This is a genomic window from Pseudoalteromonas sp. NZS71, assembly GCF_015864715.1.
Classification (GTDB): domain Bacteria; phylum Pseudomonadota; class Gammaproteobacteria; order Enterobacterales; family Alteromonadaceae; genus Pseudoalteromonas; species Pseudoalteromonas arctica.
The window spans coordinates 49,821-69,641 of the sequence record NZ_JADYWS010000016.1; the positions used below are offsets into that span (position 1 = coordinate 49,821).

Annotated in this window: 15 protein-coding genes and 1 pseudogene; 13 read left to right on the forward strand and 3 right to left on the reverse strand. The window is 39.8% G+C overall.

Translation table 11 applies throughout. The features are described 5' to 3' along the window. Positions 1–78 precede the first annotated feature (78 nt). On the reverse strand, positions 79–378 hold the full coding sequence (locus I6E85_RS11960; RefSeq protein WP_024591148.1) for a helix-turn-helix transcriptional regulator: 300 nt from the start codon (positions 376–378) through the stop codon (positions 79–81). Between the two features lie 32 nt (positions 379–410). On the opposite strand from I6E85_RS11960, the gene I6E85_RS21165 reads away from it, so the two are divergent. From I6E85_RS21165 to I6E85_RS11985, 6 genes are all read left to right on the forward strand, one after another. Then, on the forward strand, positions 411–539 hold the full coding sequence (locus I6E85_RS21165; protein WP_269208791.1) for a hypothetical protein: 129 nt from the start codon (positions 411–413) through the stop codon (positions 537–539). A gap of 254 nt (positions 540–793) precedes the next feature. After that, a complete protein-coding gene (locus tag I6E85_RS11965; RefSeq protein ID WP_024591149.1) occupies positions 794–1,396 on the forward strand; it encodes a bifunctional 2-polyprenyl-6-hydroxyphenol methylase/3-demethylubiquinol 3-O-methyltransferase UbiG in 603 nt (200 codons plus the stop codon). Then, a complete protein-coding gene (locus tag I6E85_RS11970) occupies positions 1,397–4,351 on the forward strand; it encodes a DEAD/DEAH box helicase family protein (RefSeq protein ID WP_024591150.1) in 2,955 nt (984 codons plus the stop codon). Positions 4,352–4,455: 104 nt separating this feature from the next. Further along, the gene (locus I6E85_RS11975) at positions 4,456–5,928 is read left to right on the forward strand and encodes an OmpA family protein (protein ID WP_024591151.1); all 1,473 of its coding nucleotides are present in this window, start codon (positions 4,456–4,458) and stop codon (positions 5,926–5,928) included. Between the two features lie 4 nt (positions 5,929–5,932). Beyond that, positions 5,933–7,522, forward strand: a complete 1,590-nt coding sequence (locus I6E85_RS11980; protein ID WP_024591152.1) for a hypothetical protein — start codon at positions 5,933–5,935, stop codon at positions 7,520–7,522. Then, positions 7,519–8,346, forward strand: a complete 828-nt coding sequence (locus I6E85_RS11985) for a hypothetical protein (protein ID WP_024591153.1) — start codon at positions 7,519–7,521, stop codon at positions 8,344–8,346. The genes I6E85_RS11980 and I6E85_RS11985 overlap by 4 nt, the downstream gene beginning before the upstream one ends. Positions 8,347–8,392: 46 nt before the next feature. On the opposite strand, the gene I6E85_RS11990 is transcribed toward I6E85_RS11985, so the two are convergent. Continuing rightward, positions 8,393–11,545: a DUF3427 domain-containing protein gene (locus I6E85_RS11990; RefSeq protein WP_024591154.1), complete on the reverse strand. Its 3,153-nt coding sequence runs from the start codon at positions 11,543–11,545 to the stop codon at positions 8,393–8,395. Positions 11,546–12,222: 677 nt separating this feature from the next. Here I6E85_RS11990 and I6E85_RS11995 point away from each other — a divergent pair. The 7 genes and pseudogenes from I6E85_RS11995 to I6E85_RS12025 all read left to right on the forward strand — a co-directional run bounded on the left by I6E85_RS11995 (position 12,223) and on the right by I6E85_RS12025 (position 17,860). Continuing rightward, positions 12,223–12,708, forward strand: coding sequence for a hypothetical protein (locus tag I6E85_RS11995; protein WP_024591155.1), 486 nt, complete (start codon positions 12,223–12,225; stop codon positions 12,706–12,708). A 2-nt stretch (positions 12,709–12,710) separates the two neighbouring features. Beyond that, on the forward strand, positions 12,711–13,529 hold the full coding sequence (locus I6E85_RS12000; RefSeq protein WP_231388447.1) for a hypothetical protein: 819 nt from the start codon (positions 12,711–12,713) through the stop codon (positions 13,527–13,529). A gap of 311 nt (positions 13,530–13,840) precedes the next feature. Continuing rightward, entirely contained in the window at positions 13,841–14,110 is a 270-nt protein-coding gene (locus I6E85_RS12005) for a hypothetical protein (RefSeq protein ID WP_029769920.1), read from the forward strand. A 272-nt stretch (positions 14,111–14,382) separates the two neighbouring features. Beyond that, a complete protein-coding gene (locus tag I6E85_RS12010; protein WP_029753647.1) occupies positions 14,383–14,709 on the forward strand; it encodes a helix-turn-helix domain-containing protein in 327 nt (108 codons plus the stop codon). Further along, entirely contained in the window at positions 14,693–15,076 is a 384-nt protein-coding gene (locus tag I6E85_RS12015) for a HipA N-terminal domain-containing protein (protein WP_231621052.1), read from the forward strand. Before I6E85_RS12010 ends, I6E85_RS12015 begins: the two co-directional genes overlap by 17 nt. Before the next feature lie 253 nt (positions 15,077–15,329). Continuing rightward, positions 15,330–16,310: pseudogene (locus I6E85_RS12020) on the forward strand (HipA domain-containing protein); the annotation flags it as partial. A 452-nt stretch (positions 16,311–16,762) separates the two neighbouring features. Then, the gene (locus tag I6E85_RS12025) at positions 16,763–17,860 is read left to right on the forward strand and encodes a Fic family protein (protein ID WP_197236972.1); all 1,098 of its coding nucleotides are present in this window, start codon (positions 16,763–16,765) and stop codon (positions 17,858–17,860) included. A 374-nt stretch (positions 17,861–18,234) separates the two neighbouring features. Here I6E85_RS12025 and I6E85_RS12030 read toward each other — a convergent pair whose 3' ends face one another. Continuing rightward, entirely contained in the window at positions 18,235–19,734 is a 1,500-nt protein-coding gene (locus I6E85_RS12030; protein ID WP_024591158.1) for a DUF2235 domain-containing protein, read from the reverse strand. Between the last annotated feature and the right edge of the window lie 87 nt (positions 19,735–19,821).

A 19,821-nucleotide genomic window follows, 5' to 3' on the forward strand; every position in this document is an offset into this window, starting at 1 on the left:
AGCATCAATGTCGCTTGTGTTCGTAAAGCGCCATACTTGAAATAATAAATTTCAAACCCGTCAATAAACACATAACATTCAGAAGTCATCGTTAATAACCTGCGCTTTATTGGTTTTACGTTGCCGTGCATTGTAGCCACCTACATCGGCGGCTAATTCATTAATTTCATCAAGGAGCGATCCTTGTAATTGCAACACGACTAAAGCTTCAAATAAAATATCGCTTTTAACTGTCTCGCCTTGCTCAAGTTTTTGCACAGTAGAGCGCGACACACCAATCATTTTTGCAAAGGTGCTTTGCGTGTAATGCAAAGTGCGGTGCTGGCGTATTAAATCCCCTAATCGCTGCGCCATTTTTAAAGCTTGTTCCGATCTCATTAATGAGTGCCTACTCGGTCATTAAGGTGTTAATGATTATTTTAGCGGTATTTGGCTTGTTTGCAAATAAAAGTGATGATTTAAAAGTTATTGGTAATTTGTTTGTTGGTGTTTTAGAGCAGAGATTTTTAATGAGAGGCGGCTTAATATCTCGTTACTAAGGATTGCAAGCGCCCTTGGAATCTGACAACACACTAGAGGAACACAGATAAGGGCGTTTGTATTGCATTTTAAATTTTATACTGCGTATGTATCACTCAGCATCAGTGCTTAATAACAACGGCGTATTAATTTAAAAATTTCTACTTATTAAGCCTATATTTAATGCGCTTGTTCCTGTAGATTAAACAAATAATGAATGCAGTATTAACAGCGCCTTAGCTGTTAAACGATTAGCCAAGGAGCGGTGAGTCTCGTGTCAAACACCACACTTACTTATTACAACCAAAACGCCAAAGCTTTTAGCGACTCAACACTTAACGTTGATATGTCGGCGCTTTATGCTGAGTTTTTACCGCACGTTGCACAACGCGGGAGTATTTTAGATGCCGGTTGTGGCAGTGCGCGCGATGCCGCATTTTTTAAAGCGCAGGGTTTCACTGTAAGTGCGTTTGATGCAAGCCCAGAGCTGGCAGAGTTGGCAAGCAGTTACTTACAGCAACCTGTGGCGGTTAAAACATTCCAAGAGCTAAATAGTGTAAATCAATACGACGGGATTTGGTGCTGCGCTAGTTTATTGCACGTTCCAAAGGCTGAGTTACCGCAGGTGTTTTTAAACCTACAAAATGCGCTTAAACCGAATGGCGTTTTGTATATATCGTTTAAATATGGCGATACAGAACGTGTGCATAATGGTCGTGAATTTACCGATTTAACCGAGCAATTATTAAGTGATTTAATCAATCAGCACACGCAATTGAGCATAATGAAGCACTGGCAAAGTGTTGATCAGCGCCCAGGGCGCGAAAGCGAAGTATGGTTAAATGCCTTGTTAACGCATAGCAAAGCGAAATTATAAGTGAATAGTTTTAGCGAACATCAACACCTGCAGAATAATAACCGACAGCTTATTACGGGTGATAATGATCCGTTATTACCCAACCTTGTACATGCCATAAACAATGCCACTGAGATTGAAATTACAGTTTCATTTATTCAGCCAAGTGGCTTAGCACTGTTGTTCGACCCCCTAAGCGAAGCTTTACAAAGCGGCGCAACGCTCAAACTACTTACCTCAGACTACCTTGATATTACTCACCCTAATGCGTTGAGAGAACTTATGGCATTAGTAGATCGTGGAGCCGATGTGCGTATTTACCAAACGCACAGTAATCAAAGTTTTCATATGAAGTCGTATATTTTTATAAAAACAAACGACCAAAAAGAGATTACTGATGGCTGTGCCTTTATTGGCTCAAGTAATATTAGTGCCAGCGCATTAACCAAAGGTCATGAGTGGAATTTTAGACACGATTATACACAACCAAAAACAAGCCAAGCAGCAAAGCAGTTTTTAAGTATTCGCACAGCTTTTGAAAATATTTTTAATCACGAATTTGTTACCCATTTAAGCCATGAATGGATAAATAGCTACATTACTAGGCGTAAAACACAGCAGTTTGTATCGGTAAACCACGCTGATACAGCTGAGCAAGTTATTGAAAAGAATGAAGCTAAAACACCAAGGCCAGCTCAAATTGAAGCGCTTAATGCCCTAGCGCAAACCCGTACAGAGGGTTTTAAACGTGGTTTAGTGGTATTAGCAACGGGCATGGGTAAAACATGGTTAAGTGCATTTGATGTAAAACAATTCAAAGCTAAACGCGTTTTATTTGTAGCGCATCGCGAAGAAATACTTTTGCAAGCACAGCGTACTTTTTCTGAATTACTTACTCTATCTACTGGGTTTTATAACGGTAAACAGCGAGACAAAAACGCTGAGTGTTTATTTGCCTCTATTCAAACCATTGGCCGAAGTAATCACTTAAAGCAGTTTGCACCAACAGCATTTGATTACATTATTGTTGACGAATTTCATCATGCAAGTGCGCGCGTATATCGCCAGCTTTTAAACTACTTTGAACCCAAGTTTTTACTGGGTTTAACAGCTACACCAGAGCGTACCGACCAAGCTGATATTTTAGGGTTATGCGACAACAACCTAGTATTTGAGCGTAACTTAACGCAGGGGATAGACCAAAAAACGTTAGTTCCATTTCATTACTACGGTATTTGGGATGAAAACGTAAACTACCAAGCTATTCCGTGGCGTAATGGCCGATTTGATCCAACAGCACTTGAAAACAAATTTGCAACCGAAAAACGGGCAGACCACGCACTTTTACAGTGGCAGCAATACAAACAGCAGCGCACATTAGGTTTTTGTATATCTACTAAACATGCTGATTATATGGCGGCTGCATTTAATAATGCGGGTGTAAAAGCGCTATCTGTACATAACCAGTCAAAAGTACGCCGTAATGATGCACTAAAACAATTAGAACAGCGTCAAGTTGAAGTATTATTTACCGTTGATTTGTTTAACGAGGGGACTGATTTACCAAGCATTGATACCATATTAATGTTGCGCCCAAGCGACTCTAAAATACTCTTTTTACAGCAATTAGGGCGGGGTTTACGCACCCTCGAAGGTAAAACACATTTAGTGGTGCTCGATTTTATTGGTAACCACCACAGCTTTTTAAATAAACCTTATGCGCTACTTCATGAAACCACGCCAACTGGTGTAGTTAAAAAGCTTAAAAAACCAAACCTTGCTGATGGCTGCTTTATAAATATTGATTTAAAAGTTACCGACTTTTGGCAACAACTTGCTAAATCACAACGCACCACAGCGTTAGAAGATATAATGCAACTGGCTGAACAACTTGGGCATTTACCCACATTAAGTGAGTTTTACTACCACTACGGCGATATAAAAAAGATAAACAGCAACTATACTAGTTGGTTTGAGCTAATTGCTAAAACACAAAACATTGATGACGAAGCACAGCAAAGTGCTGAGCAATTAGCGCCGTTTTACGACTTTTTACATAAAGGCATACAAACAACCAGTATGACCAAATGCTTCAAAGCTATTTTGCTTGAAGCTTATGTCGCTTTAAATGGCTTTGCTAAATCCCCAACAGTTGCAGAACTTGCAGCCATGAGCGCAAAGGTACTCGCGCGCCATCCAAATTTAAAGCAACACGATTTACCTATTAAAGAACAGCAAGCAGCTGCAGATTCCCAAACATGGCAAAGCTACTGGCGTAAAAATCCAATTAAAGCCTACACCAATAAAAATAAAGACGGCACTCAATGGTTTACCTTACAAAACGACACCGTAAAAGCCATGTTTGACGTAACCGCAGAAAAACGCGAATTACTAAACAGCGCCGTGTTAGAGCTGGTTGAATACACCTTAGCTAAATACAGCCAGCGACTAAAAGTTAAAACGCCAACCACGAAACAAAATACAGAGCAAAAAGCTGACAATGTAACTCAGTTAGAGTTTAAAGATCTTGCAGATACAGTAAAAGAGCAAGATAACGCATTAAAACTACCGTACTTCCCCAATATTAAAATTGCCTGCGGACATTTTAAAACAGGGGATGAAAGCGATATGGAATTAATGGACGCACCATTTGGCGCGGGCAAGCTTGATCCAAACGTGCATTTTTTAGCACGCGCATCGGGCAACTCTATGAACGGTGGTAAAAACCCAATTTACGATGGCGATTTACTGCTACTTGAGCTTATAACATCCGATAAAGCCGGATCGTTACGTGGCCAAATTGTCGCGATAGAGCGAGATGATATAGGCGGAGATGACCAGTACTTATTGCGCAAAGTTAATAAACTATCGAATGGGCAATACGAGCTAATTGCTCAAAATCCAGATTACGAAGTAATGATTGCAGATGAAAACATGCGAACGTTCGCACGGTTTAAACAAATAGTACCAGAGTAATTTGATCATTTTTAGGTGCGCAGCTTCCAGGCAAAGCTTTAAATTGCAGTTTATTTTTGCGTTGTATAAATTAAAAGTAATCATTTCAAAAAGGAAAATAAAAAATGAAATGTAAAAAAATCCATAGAACTGCTGCCTTAGTGCTTGCAGCTCCGTTAGTACTAAGCGGTTGTGCTGCTACAAATAATATATCTAACACAACTATAGGGTGTGTTGGTGGGGCTGTAGTTGGTGCGTTAGGTACTTTTTTGGTAACAGGCGATCCAAAAAAAGCAGTCATGGGCGCAGGGGTAGGTTTTATTGCTGGATGTGGCGCAGGCTACTATTTAGATAAAAGAGAAGAGGAGTTAGCCAAACTTGCAGAGGAAAGCTCATTAAAACCAGAATTTGAGCGTATCTCTAATAACGAAGCTAATGGGGCTAGCTTTTCAGAAAACGCCACTGAAAACGTGATAGCGTCTCAGCTTTCATTATCCACCGAAAAGCCAATGTTCGACTCAGGAAAAGCCCAAATAACAGATTCTGAACAACTTGCAAACTTACAAAAATTTCTCAAAGGTTATGTAAAATCACTTGATCCAGCTTCAAAACTATATGTTGTTGGGCATACAGACAGTTCAGGGTCTGCAGCGTTTAACCAACGCTTATCAGAAAAGCGCGCAAAATTTATTGCTAATGAACTTGTAAATGCTGGCGTAAATGAGAACCGTCTGTTTTTTGAAGGTGTGGGCGAGTCACAACCTGTAGCGAGTAACTTAACGAATGAAGGAAAAAGCAAAAATCGTCGCTTTGAAATAATAGACGTGCTCATAGATACAACCGGCGAGTCGGCTCAAGCGAATACTGTATCAGATGAGCAGGTTATCCAAGTTGCAAGTGCAAAGAAAACACGTATTGAAAATGTAATAAATGACCTTCCTGTTAAAGTTAAAACTAAAAAATCACTACCTACCCCCACCGTGTCTGTAAGTAATAATCAGCACTCTACAAGCCTTGGGTTACAGGGAGTTAAACTTGAAGAGTTTGATAAGAGTTATGTGATAACAGCTTTGGGTGAAAGAGAAGAAGAGTCGTTTATGACTTTTTTTACAGCTGCAAATGCTGACGATTCCGAATTTATGGGAAGTTGTGCCTATGCGGCACCAGTTGTTCAATCTTCACTTAAACCATATAACGGAAGGCCTATTCAGAAAGCTAAAGTTGCAGACAGTATTAGTAATCTTTTTGGAACTGCATGGTACGGTATGGCTGGTTCTACAGCAATAACACTTGGTCCTATCGGTATAGAAAAGAATAATCTTAACCCTACGCATAAACCATATTTCAGTTTCTATAAACAATATGATGGCAGCGCAACTAAGGCTGATCTTAAATACCCTGTAAGTGTAGAAACATACCGTGGAGACGGAACTGTTTTAGTTCGTATGTTTGCTCAGGATGATAATGCACTAATGCGCTGTAGTGATGTGGTATTTAGTACCAATGGTTCTACTCAGACACAAGCTAGTGCTGTTATTTATCAAGAAAATAATGAATTAATGGCAAAAGCATTCAACATGAATTTAGTAAAAGGATAAAACGATGGACTTATTCAGTGTATTACAAACTTATCGCGATATTCTTATTGTTATCGCTGCTACGCTTTCTATTTTTGCGTACATTGCATACACCAACTGGGATGCTGTTAGTTTGTGGTGGAAAGGATTTAAATATCATAACTTTTTATTTAGTAAATTACGTTCACTGGCTAAAAACCCAGATACTGCCGGACGCTGGTTTCATTCAGAAACAGTTGTCTGTCAAGACTATGGTGAATTGTACTCTCAAATTCATAAAGATGGAGATTATTACGAATCTAGTAAAAAATATTTATCAATTGTAGGTGAATCAGGGAGGAAGCCCTTAGGTACATTATTGATGCTTGGCTTGTTTGCAGTTCTCGTTTTAGAAGCTTGGGGTTTTAGCTACACAATGGCTGGTTTCATTGACTTAAGCGCATCTGAAAATACACGAGTTACAATGACTTGGATTGTGGCAATTGCTTTTGCAGTTATTCTTGCATTTTTGACTCATATGATGGGTCATGAGCTTTATCGTAACGGCATTCTTGGTCGTATACGTAATAACTGGCAAGTTGATGATACAGAAAGTAGACCTAGAACTTTAGATGATATCGATTTTGACTACGAAATTGACAATTTTACTGATGAAAATGGACCAAAATATAAGCAACGGCTTAATCGGTTAGATGTTAATTCTCCAAGGAAGAAACATACATTTACAATAGGTGCTTTAGTCGCAATTATTGCTATAGGTATCATCATTACTTTTGTTCGAGTTAAAACACTCGAAGTTGCACAAACACAAGATGCAATGTGCCAACCTAGTTCAGCAACATCAAATGCAGCTTTAACAAGCTTGGATGACCTATATAGTTCAACACCACCACCTCCGCTTGAGTCTCAGAAAGTTTCAGCAGAAGCTGTAGGAAAAGGTGAAAGTGAGATCTGTCAGGCAACAAAAGAAGGTAGCTGGGCTACATTTGGTATGCTTGCTATTTTATTTATTGTTTTACAAGCATTCGCTACTTGGGTTTCTTTTAAGTTTGGTTTTGTAGGTAAACATTCAAAGTCGGCTTGGAAGAATACACACAAGTTCAACACAAAAAATCAATATGAAGCTGCAATGGATGCAAAGAGCAAGAGAATATCACAACGTGCTCAAAAAACACTTGGAGACTTGCAATCTCGTATGGCCAAAGTGCTTATAGATAGCACTATGAATAGCAGTGTATCAGATTTACTTAAGAAGGCATCTGACCGAACTTTCCTTAGGTATGTAGAGCAAGAGTCAGAACAGTCTTTATCAAGTCGAAATCGACAAACACAAACTATGCTTGAGAGAGAGCGTGAGCACTCAGATATTATTTCTAAGTCTGCTAGCCAAGTTACGGCGGATGAATTTAAAGCTGTGAGCTCTAATTCTCGGATTGAACAACCTACAGATGAAGAGATTGAGAGCCAGATTCTTACCGAAACAAAAGAGCAATCGTTAAGTGATGAAGAACTAGAAAAGCAGATTCTTGCCGAAGCACAGGCTAAGAAACAAGAAACTCCAGAAGAGCAGAGAGCTCGTGTTCTTGAAAAATTAAAAGCAGAAGGTAAATTATGATTAAGCAATTGATGTTGCTAGCAGTAATGACTAGCTCTTTAGCCTTTGCTGAGACGGATAGAGATGACATTATTTCTTGTTATACTTACGCTGATATGACTGAATTAAAACCAGCTACCTCAATTAGAGATGTTGTTGTTTTAGTCGATCAGACAGTGAATTTAGATACAAATCTTAAAAAAAGTGTCCATAAACAAGTGCAGCAACTTTTAGGTCCTGGTGATCGCATTCGAATAGTTTCCTTTTCAGCAAATGCACAAGGTCACTATACCGACATTGCATTTGAAGGAGAATTTGACCAGCCTCTCAAGGAGGAACAGCGCAATGCAATGAACCGTATAAAATTAGGGAAATTTGATAAATGTATGGAGATGCAAAGCAATAAAGCTATTGATCTGGTTCATGAAAAACTGAAAGCTTCATTCCACGATAGCGATCAAAGTTATCCTAAAACTGAGCTTGTGGGATCAATACTGGATGTATCTTCAGCTATTTATATTAAAAATAATACTCAACGTAGAATAATGATTCTTGTATCTGATATGTTGGAAAATTCTGATATTTCTAGTTTTTATGCTTCAGGCAGTATTAGAGCCATTAATGCGGATGATGAATTTGCAAAGTATTCAGCAGTTGTTTCTCCAACTGCGCTAGCTCAAGTAGATGTATTTGTTATAGGTGGCGGCTACGCAAACGGTGGGCGAGCATATTCTTCTCAAGCAGACCTTAATTCACTTAAATTGTTTTGGTTGAAAGTTATTGAGCAGGCGGGTGGCTCGCTAAAGCAATTTGGTACCCCAAAACTTTTAACCGATATTGAGTGATGTTCACACTTAAAATATAGCAGTCATTTTTTGTCTGCTTTATTTATCATCCAACCGCTAACTTCCCAGCCTCATGCCACATTTCACTTGGCATGGGGTTGGTTAACTCCCACGTTATATTCATTGGCTGGCTACCGTTGTGGTGTTGGTATTTAACCTCGCCGTAGTTTACAAATCCCATAGTTCTGCCGTTTTCATCTTTGCCTTGTTCGCGCACAAATAACAGGATGGTTTTGCCTGTTTTTTGGTGCTGAATATAACTAAGGCCACGGCCGTGTTCTGGGCGGGCGCTGTTTTGCGTTTGCCAATGGAACAAAGTAGGGCTGATTGCGTAGTCGTGATACAGCGTTGTGGGCGAGTAGGTTTTTTCGCATTTATTCAGCGTTACAAATAACAGCTCTAGGTTTTGATTTTTTAATTCTAAAACGCCTTCGCGAGCGGTCGATTTTTTATTAAACGAGTGCGCCCTAAATGCTGCGAGTATTTGTTGGCGTGTGTAGCGGCTGTGTAATTTTATTGCGTGATTAGATAGGCATGCTAAATCGCTTTCTTGCTGGTGTATGCGGTTTATTAATAGCGTAATTACTTGAGCAAGTTCGTGCTGTAGCTCTTTGTGTTTAAGTGCTTGTAAGCTTTGTTCAAGCGTTTTAAATCCCAAGCTTTTACCAGTGCCATCCCAAAAATTGTAATGCGCCATAAGCGCGTACTGTTGGTTTTGTGCTGTTGGCATAAAGCTAAAGTTGTTATTACATAAATCACGTAAAAAGCACAAGTAACTGAGCGAGTCGCAGCCGAGTAATTGGGTGTTGATTGCGCGGTAATACGCGGCATAAATATCGGTTTGTTCTACTGGAATTTCATCGCCTTTTAGCCAATGCCAGCCGCCGATCTTTTTGTCTTTTGGTTTGTAAATATCTTCAAGAGTAACTTGCGGGTTTATACGTAAAAAATTGCTTAGCGTAAGCGCGTCATTAGTGTGTTGCGAATAGCTATTTATAAGTTGCTGTAAACGGCGTTTAGAGTTTATAGCTTGCTGAATATTTTTTAATATTGTTTGTTGAGTATGCTTTTGTAGCTCAATACGGCAACCCAGCGGTAAATGCGGGAAGTTGTTTTCAATCTCGGTTTTTATCGGTTGGTTGCTTTTACCAATGAGTGCGCGAAATTTACTGGCAAAGTCGTATTCTGGGCGAGCATTACCTACAAAGTCAAGCACGGTACAGCATTGCTTTTGGCTGTTGTCGGGTAAACGCAAACCACGGCCTAGTTGCTGCAAAAACAGCGTTAGGCTTTCAGTTGGGCGTAAAAACAGTAAAGTATCGACTTCTGGAATATCGACACCTTCGTTGAAAATATCAACCACGCAAAGTATTTGTATTTCGCCTTGGCGCAGTGCTTGTTGTTTGGCTGCACGCTCATTGGTGTTTTTGCTGGTGAGTACATCGGCGTTTATATCTGCTAAGTTAAACTTTTTAGCCATAAATTCAGCGTGTTTTTGGCTTACGCAAAACGCGAGTGCTTTAATGGTTTGAACATTGGTTACGATATCAGCAAGGCTCGATATAATTTTGTTAGCGCGGCTGTTCTCCCCTGTATAAAGGTTACTTAGCTCACTTATATCGTAACGGCCACCACGCCATGTCATTTGGCTTAGGTCGGTGTCGTCATCCAATCCAAAGTATTGAAATGGGCATAAATGGCGTTGATTTATTGCCTCTGGTAAGCGAATTTCAGCGGCTATTACCCCGCAAAAATCATCGAGTATATTTGCACCATCTTGTCGCTCTGGTGTAGCGGTTAAGCCAAGTAATATTGCGGGCGTAAAGTGGTTTAATATTGCGCGATAACTAGCAGCGCTTACGTGGTGTACTTCGTCTATTACTATGTAGTCGTAGTAATCATGCGTTAAATTAAGCGATTCAATTTGGCTATTAAGCGTTTGGATGGATGCAAATAATTGGTTATAGCGTTGTGGTTTGTAGTTACCTACCCACAGCTCGCCAAAGTCGTTATTTTTAAGCACGCCACGGTAAGCGCTTTGCGCTTGTTTTAGTATTTCTTCGCGGTGGGCTACAAACAAAAAGTGTGCGTTTGGGTTTTTATCGTAAACAGTTTTAAAGTCGAACGCCGATATTATTGTTTTACCTGTGCCGGTTGCGGCAACTACTAAGTTTTTAAAACGCTTATGTACGCTGCGCTCAGCACTTAGTTTTTCTAAAATAGCGAGCTGATGCGTTTTTGGTGTTATATCAAAATAAAACTGGCTGCTTGATTGCCCAACACCGCGTTGCTCGTTAAGTGAATTAATGAGCTTTTCTTTACACTCAACAGCGCCTGTAAATAGCTCGAAGTCTTTTGATTCCCAGTAGGTTTCAAACGTACTTTTGGTTTTAGCTATTATATGCGGGATTTCTTGTGCGGTAATTTTTAAGTTCCATTCAAGGCCGCTGGTAAGCGCCGAATGCGATAAGTTAGACGAGCCAATATATCCTGTATGAAAACCCGTATTGCGCATAAATAAGTAGGATTTAGCATGTAGGCGTTCTTGCTGATTGTTATAACTTAGCTTTACTTCGGTATTTGGTAGGTTTGCTAAAAACTCAACGGCTTTAGCATCCGTTGCGCCCATGTACGAAGTAGTAATAACTTTGAGTTTATTACCGCTTTTAGTAAACGCTTCAAGCTCATTTTTAAAAATGCGCAGCCCCGTCCATTTTATAAATGAGACAAGCCAGTAAATAGTGTCGGACGATTTAATCTCGCGCTTTAGCTCGGTTTCGAGCGATATACCTGCATTAGCACCGCTAAATAACTCGCTTTGCGTAAGGCCTGTGAGTGGGAATATATCGCTTGAGTAATCTTTGAGGTTGGCCGCAATAGGGTTTTGGGTATTAAATAGCGCGGTAAGTATTCGGCCTTGGCTGTCGATAAGATTTTCGTTAATTAGCTCGTCATCGCGAATATGATCTTTAAGCCAAAGTACAAGGCTGTTAGCTAGGCTAATCTGTTCTTGTAGGCGCTCGTTCGAGTTGGGAATGGCATTTATTGCATGCTCAACAAGCTTACTTAAAAAGCGTGAAAGCCATGTTGCGGCTTCGGCCGTTTCAAGCTGGCGCTCACCCACATAAAATTGATCACGATTTAAGTTTTGCTTAATTACTTGCGTAATTAACTGCTCGTAAATACCAATTTGCTGCATTAAAACCACTCCCTGTTTGCGAGTAGTTAGTTTACTTAAATGCGGTACAGCTACAAGTATTAATCGACTAAGTTACTAGTAATTAAGTACAAACGTGTGAGTTAAGTATTAGCCGAGAGAGTAATCAAATGATGATGCTAAGAAATTATCCCCTTCAACTTCACCTGCAAACACATAATTAATGAGTAATTCATGGATTCGAGGAAAGCGATGCTTGCACATGGATGTGCGTTCATCGCGTTTACGTTCATATTAATTATTTGTTTAAGGGTAAGTGAACTTGAGGGGTGCCGTGTGATTCCAAAGAGAGACCGGCGCTTGTCTTTCTTTGGTTGCCATCGCCAACGCGATATTTGTAAATTATTTTAAAAGCTACGCTTTTCGCGCGAGCAAGCTGAGCGCCTACAGGTGTTTAGGTGAGCTTTGCTTGTTGATTGGGGGAATGAGCTAGTTACTAAAGAGAAAGCGCGATGTAAAATCCTACCTACGGTTTTGTTGAGTGTGGTGGTTTAATTATTGTAGGTGAGGTTTTATACTTTGCAGGTGTTTTATAAAAACCAAGACACAAGGTGAACTCAACCCATAGCTTTAATTTTGCTTTTTGGATTAGTAATGTTGATGTGTTTTTTCACATTTATAGGTACACTATTTTAAAGTTTTAATTCAGGGAATGAATAATGATTAAATGGATTTTACTGGTATTTATTAGCGTATTTACAACTTTTCCTCAAGCTGGTGAGGCTTACACACAAGCTCAATGCGATAGCATTAAAAAGCAGCGCGAAGCTATTCGGTCTCAATTTAGAAGTGGCTACAGTAATAAAGAAGGTGAGCGTTTAACTGCGCGCGATAAAACGCTATTTACCTTACTTGCTAATCACTGCAGTAAGCCTAAAAAGAGTGGTAGTGCTTATCAGGCTACTTCTTCTACCCCAACCCGTACGCCTAATAGCAATTGGTTACTCAATCAAAAAGTATCAAACATGTCTTTGCACAGCGATAGCTATAAAGATGCCGCTAAGCTTGATGCTTGGTCAAAATTTTATAAATTGCCCAAACGTTGCCGTAAGAAAGGGATGAATTCGGCCGACTTTGTATGGTGTAGCGAATATAGGGGTAAGCAAAAAGAGTTGTTTGAAGCACAGTGGCAAGGGCGCCCATAAAGATGTTTAAAACAAAATTGCGCGTGGTGTTTGTATTTTTTGTGCTGCTAATTGCATCGGCGCTCATTGCTAATCATTTTACTGGGCGGGTATTTAATTATCACGATCCTATAGGCGAGGTTAAACGAATTTATAGTAGTTTATCGTCGCAGGTAACTACTGAACCTTTAGCAACTAAACAGCTCAAAAATATAAGCACGGCTACTTTACAAAGTGTATCAGTACCTGCCGATAATCACTTATTGCAAGCTAACAATACGCGCTGCGTGGATGTGTCGTTGGGTAAGGTTAAATATAAACGTAATGGCGATATATTTACGTGGACAGACAGTGACGGTGTGCCGCATTTTAGTGATAAAAAACCGGATTTTGCAGTAGCAACTTACGATACTGGTTTTATTGAACCGTTAGATTACTTTGACCTAACTTTAAATACGCCTAATTTACCTTCGTCATTTAACCAAGAGTTACGTATAAAACTTAATACTGTATTTAAAGTATACGGGCAGATTATTGGCGTGCATGCACTTAAAAAGGTAAAGCTTAATTTAACGGTATTGCCTACGCGTCGTGCTTATGAGGCAGCAATTAAGCAACGCGGTGGTGACTCTACAAACACTGCGGGTATGTATTTTCACGCGAGTAATTCTGCTTTTATTCATTATGATAATGCACACAGTGCAATGCGAACTGCGGTACATGAGGCAGTGCACGCCATTAATAAAGCAGTTTTAGGTTACACCTCTAGATGGTTTAATGAGGGGTTTGCTGAATACTTTGAGCTTACTAAAAATAATATGCAAACAGCTAGGGCGTGTTGACCTTTCGTGATTGATTTTGCAGCTGTATGTTTGGTTTTTAGGCAAGGCAGAGCCTATGTAGTGTGGTTATTCCCCATAAATAGGCGATAACGCAGCATAAATGCCAAACATGCGCTGCCCTTTGGGTTCTTTCTAGGGACGATTAACTCTTTGTTGCTCGGTTTTTACTTAGCCCACTAGGTTACAAACCTCGCGCCGCGATTAAATCGCCCCTAGATTGAACAAATTTCAATCCACAAAGGTCAACACGCCCTAGTGTTGAGTCGAATAGTTCATGGACGAAAAATAACAATATTACTAAAAGTGTATTTTTGATTGATTCGTTAGTGGGTTTGGATGACTCATGGAAAAAAGGTGACATCAGTAAGTTGTATGCAAGCAGTTGGGCTGCAATTTACTTTTTAATGGATACTCAAGCAGGGAGAGTGTTACTTAAGAATATAATGCTTGCTGAGCAAGAATCCCTCTGTAATAAGCTATCTGAAAAGCAATTAAAAACGATGATGTATAAGCAATTTCCTAATCTTAATCGTGAATATTCTCAGCGGTTAAAAAAGCCTTTAAAAGCGCATATATTTTAAATGAGGTAAAAGTTTAAAAGCTACGCTTTTCGCGCGAGCAAGCTGGGCGCCTACAGGTGTTTAGCTTGGCTATTAAGCTCAAAATGTCATTAACTTTCCATAAGTAACCTATATTTTACTTATGGAGTTGGGTTTTATTTTACTGCCTATAAGTAAGTTAAGGTTTACTTATGGGTAGTAAATATACGTTCAAACTTAAAAGTAAGTTATATTTGACTTTTGGATTGGCTACCCTAAAATAAATTGTATAAGTAAACTATAGTTGACCTTTAATGAGTGAATTACCAGCAAAAAAAACACTTGGAAGAGTTGTTAAACGCACTGAAATGCCTGATCTATCAAAGCCGTTTTCGTCGGTGCGGCTCGCTAAAGCGATTACTTCAAAGCGAACTGGCATGAAGCTTACGCTGGTTGATGTATCGCAAGCACTTAATATTTCAAAGCCTACGCTGATAAAAATAGAAAAAGGTGATGTGAATGTGCAGTTTTTTAATGTACTCAAAGTGATGGAATACTTGGGGTTGTCGTTTAGCCTTGTCAGTGATGACGAGTCGCACCACAATAACAAGGATGAGGTGAGCGATGAGCAGTGGTATTAAAAAAAATAGCTTAGATGTATTTATTGGGCATACGCAGAAGATAGGTGCGATAACTCTTGATATAGGCTCTGAAAATGAAATTGCATTTACCTATGAGCCTGAGTGGATTAATAAGGGTTTTGCTATTTCACCACACTTACCGCTCAATGGTGATTTTGACTCGCGTGCTGTGCGTAATTATTTACAAAACTTATTACCCGAAGGCAAAGGTCTTGATGAAATTATAAGTAGTACTACTATCTCTAAAAATAATACGTTTGGTTTGATTAAAGTAATTGGCGAGGAAACGTCAGGCGCTTTGTCGTTTAGAGCAAGTAACAGTACTTTAAAGCAAACATCTTTTCGTGAAGTAACTAGGGTCTGTTGATCTTTGCGGATTAAAATTTGTCCAAACTAGGAGCTATTTAATCGCGGCGCGAGATTTGCAACCTAGTGGGCTAAGTAAAAACCGAGCAACAAAGAGTAAATAGCTCCTAGGAAGAACCCTTTGGGCAGCGCCTGTTTGGCATTAATGCTACGTTATCGCCCATTTATGGGGAATACCACACTGCATAGGCTCTGCCTTGCCTAAATACCAAACAGGCTGCTGCAAATTTAACCTTGAAAGAACAACAGACCCTAGTGACGAGCTAAGCCAAAAACTTAAACGCTTTGTACAAGTTGGCGAGTCAATTACTCATTGGGATGGCCGAACTCGGCTCTCTGTTGCTGGCGTTCAAGACAAACTAAACCTACTCGAAATCGATAGTAAATTAGGATTTGGTGAAGGGGAGCTATGTTCTAATAAAATTTTTAAATTTGAAACAGGTACCGCTCCTTTCATTGCAGTAAATGAACTTTTTACCATGCTTTTGGCAAAAGAGTCGGGGCTCAATGTTCCCCATGTTGAGTTGCGCACTTATGCAGATGTAAGAGTATTTGTAATAGATCGCTTTGATAGGCGCGTTACACAAGATCAAAACCGTGTATTACGTCGTCATATTATTGATGGTTGCCAAGCCACTAATTTACCTCCTTCTTATAAATATGAGCGTCAGCATGGTGATGATGGGGATGGTATTTATATTCGAGATGGCGTTTCTTTTGCAAAACTATTTAATGTTAAAACAACGAATGTACAAGCGTATGAGGCTCAGCTTATTCGTTGGATGACATTTAATATTTTAGTACGTAATTACGATGCTCATGGCAAAAACATTAGTTTTTTTGTTGGTAAAAATGGTTTAGAGCTTACGCCGTTTTACGACTTGGTAAATATAGAGGCTATTATTGAGCAGGGAAGCATTGACCGTGATATGGGCTATCTACAGCCCAAAATATCAAGGTGTTATGCTATGTCAGTGGGTGAGCATAATTCGCAAAGTGCAGGCAATTTTACTAATGAGATTACAGCTTACATGTTAGCTGATTTTGCTGATGAATTTGCTATTTCACTACCACGGATGCAACTACTTATGAGTCAAACCGTTGACTCTGTATTAGCCGCAATTGATACGGCTAAAGTTTCTGCTGTTAAAAATAACTTGTCTACTGATGAATTAGCACACATTGATTTGTGCATAAAAATAATTAATAAAGCTGCAAATAAGCTGAGTGAGTAAATAATACAACTACCAAATATGGATGCATTTATTTAAATTTCAGAAAATAAATACACGTATTTTGAGTAAGTAATTCATATTTTGGTTGTCAGCATCAACGCGATATTTACAAATTAAAATTAAAAGCGCGAGATAAATTCCGGCTTACAATTTAAAAGCTACGCTTTTCGCGCGAGCAAGCTGGGCGCCTACAGGTGTTTAGCTTGGCCCTATTTAAAAGGTAAAGCGCGATATAAAATCGCACCTACGCTTTTGTTAAGAGTGGTGTTTACATTAATGTAGGTGAGGTTTTATACCTCGCTTAAAAATGGATTGTTTTTACCATTGAAAAATGAATTATTGTTCTGTTTAACGCTTAAAAGTAATGAGGCAATTAACTCTTACATTCGCCTCATTGCATGAGGCAAATAAATAACATAGACTGAAGCTAATTACCTTTAGGACTAAAGACTATGTGGATATGGCAACAGCAAAACTGGCCAAACTTTACGTGGGATGCTGCAGCGCTTGCTCCTTTACTAAGGGATCTTTCATATAATCAAGGTTTATTAGTAGGGCGTATGGGCGCGCAAAGTGCTCAACAAAAGCAGCAGGCCCTTGACACCTTACTAGCAAATATTATTCACTCCAGTGCGATTGAGGGCGAAAAGCTTAATGCATTTTCGGTTCGCTCTTCTCTTGCTAAAAAGCTCAATATTAATGAGCAACCTTACCCAACAACAGTGCAAAGCGATAATCTTGCAGAGATTATGCTTGATGCAATAAATAACACAGACTCACCGCTTAATTTAAAGCGAGTGCTTAATTGGCATCGCTTATTGTTTGCAGGTGAGCAAAGCTTATTTACTAAAATTGAGGGCGGGCAATTGCGTGGTGACGAGCCAATGCAAGTGGTATCGGGGCGCTTGGATAAACCGGTATTACATTTTACGGCGCCTCCTAAAGAGCGAGTAAATAAAGAGCTTTCGCTATTTTTTAACTGGTTTAACAAAACGCAAAACAATCCTCAAATAGACCCTTTTATTCGGGCAGCTATCGCACACTTATGGTTTGTAACAATACATCCACTTGAGGATGGTAATGGGCGTATTACACGCCTTATAACCGACCTGGCATTAGCGCAAGAACATGCTGAGTCGATTCGGTTTTACGCTATGTCGGTGGCTATTTTAGAAGACAGAAAAAGCTACTACGAGGTGCTTGAAGCCACTCAACGTGGAGATCTTTGTATTACAAAGTGGATTAAGTGGTTTTTACGTACGCTTAATAATGCGATACACCATACGCTTAATAATATTGAGCAAACAATTTTTAAAACCAATTACTGGGCAAGTAAAGATCAAACAAAGCTAGGTGAGCAGCAAGTAAAAGTGCTTAATAAGTTACTTGATGGCCAATTTGAACAGGGTATTAGTGCGAGTCAGTATCAAAAGGTGGCTAAGGTTAGCCGTGCAACCGCAACACGCCATTTATCGGACTTGCAAACGCTTGGGTTTTTAACAAAAACCGCCGCAGGTGGGCGTAGTACACGTTATAAAATTGCCCAATGAGGCAATTACTCATATTATTCGACTCATTACGTGAGGCGAATAGGTGTTTTAAATTGTTACAGGTGAGGTTTTATACCTCGCGGGTGTTTTTATAAAGCCAAAGCGCGATGTAAAATCGCACCTACCATTTAAAAGCTTCGCTTTTCGCGCGAGCAAGCTGGGCGCCTACTGTTGTTTAGGCGGGCTTTGTAGCGTTGATTGGGAGTTATGAGCCGTTACTAAAGAACAAAGCGCGATGTAAAATCGCACCTACGGTTTTGTTGATTGTGGTGTTTGAATTATTGTAGGTGAGGTTTTATACCTCGCATGGTGTTTTTATAAAGCCAAAGCGCGAGATAAACTCACGCCTACAATTTTAAATACTGTGCAACCTCTTATCCCAGCCGCGTTACTTTCACTTTTATTTTACCTGCATTAGCGCCATAAAAGCGGCTTAGGTCGTTTGCAAATGGACAAAACTCGCCTGATTTATCTATTTTAATATCGGCGCCGTTGGCTATTTCAAAAAGGTGGTCGTCGTTTTTATTAATAGCACCAATGAGTGAAAACCATTGTGCGCGAGGAAATCGTCTAAATGGTTCAAGCACAGCCATTGGGATTTCTTTTACGCCAAGTTGTACGTTATCGCGGTTCCAGCCTAATGGCGTGCACTTTATGCCATCGTCAAACCAGTATTGATTTGGGTATGGGGTAAAGCGGTACGTAGCGCCTTGCTCTAGCATGAGGCCGGTTGCGTTGTATTGCTCAGAGGCAAATACCATTACATCTTGGCTTTGGTTAATGCTCAGCACACTCATGTTTTGATTAGCCAGTTCTATATGTTGGCTTAAACCAATAAAACTAAGCGTGGTGTTGTCGTTATAGCTAATTTTGTAATGCAGTTTTTTAAGCGATTCTGGGCGATAACTGGTTAGCTTATTAATTCGTTCGGCTACGCTGAAGTGCACCAAAGGCTCAAGGTTGCTGGCTTCGTCATTAATTAATACATAGCACTGCCTATCTACTAATTTAAAAAACGGGTTAAACCAAAAGTAATTTTGTTGATGACTTAATGCGAGCGGATCGGGCGTTACGGTTACGTCATCTTGTGCTACTAAGTTGCTATCGGGGAGTAGGGTTTCGTAATCTATATCGTGGCTAGTGAGTAACGATATATCAAGTGGTTGTTCTATTAACCACTCAAGTGCATAGCGCAAGCTAATATCGGCTAGGCCATCGCGGTAGTAACCGCCGCCAATGTCTGAATGCGCACCTGCAAACCATAGCTCGGTAATATTGTTTTGATGGTTCATGAGTGTGGGTTCAAAGGCGCGGCGTTTTTCGTCAAGGGCTACGCAGTGCAGCGCGTGAGTAATGTTGTTGGCAATGGTGTGGTTTTCAAAAATAACGTGTTCTGCGCCGCGTGTAGCTTTACTTACTTTAGATAAACCAATAGAGGCGACGGTATCAAACACACATACATACACGTTGTTGCTTATTAAGGGTTCTAAACATTTAGCAAAACGTCTGGCAAGCGCAGCGCCTCGGCTAAAGCCCGTTAGCAGTATGGTATCGCCTATTAGGTAGTGAGCTTTAAAGTCGCTTAACGCTTGATTTAAAATACTGGCTACGTCGTCACCACGAGGTGCAAGGGTTTGGTTTAAAATGCGTTTAAGGCGGCTGCCTTTAGTGCCAATACCTTGATAATAAAAACTGAGTTGGTTAGCAAAAGGAGTAATGGGGGAGTCTTCTAATTTACCGCCAAGCAGCAAATGTAGTTTTAGAATGTTGGTAATATTAGAGTCTTCTTTAAAATGATCTGAGCTAAATTGTTCTGCGTCACGGGGCTCGTTTCCTGTGCCGTCAAAGTTAAAAATTAGCGTTTTACCCGTCATAACCCAATTCCCTTAGTTGTTTTAAATACTCTACACAGACAATGTTAAAAATTAAAGACAGTGATAACGCTCACTGTCTTTAATTTA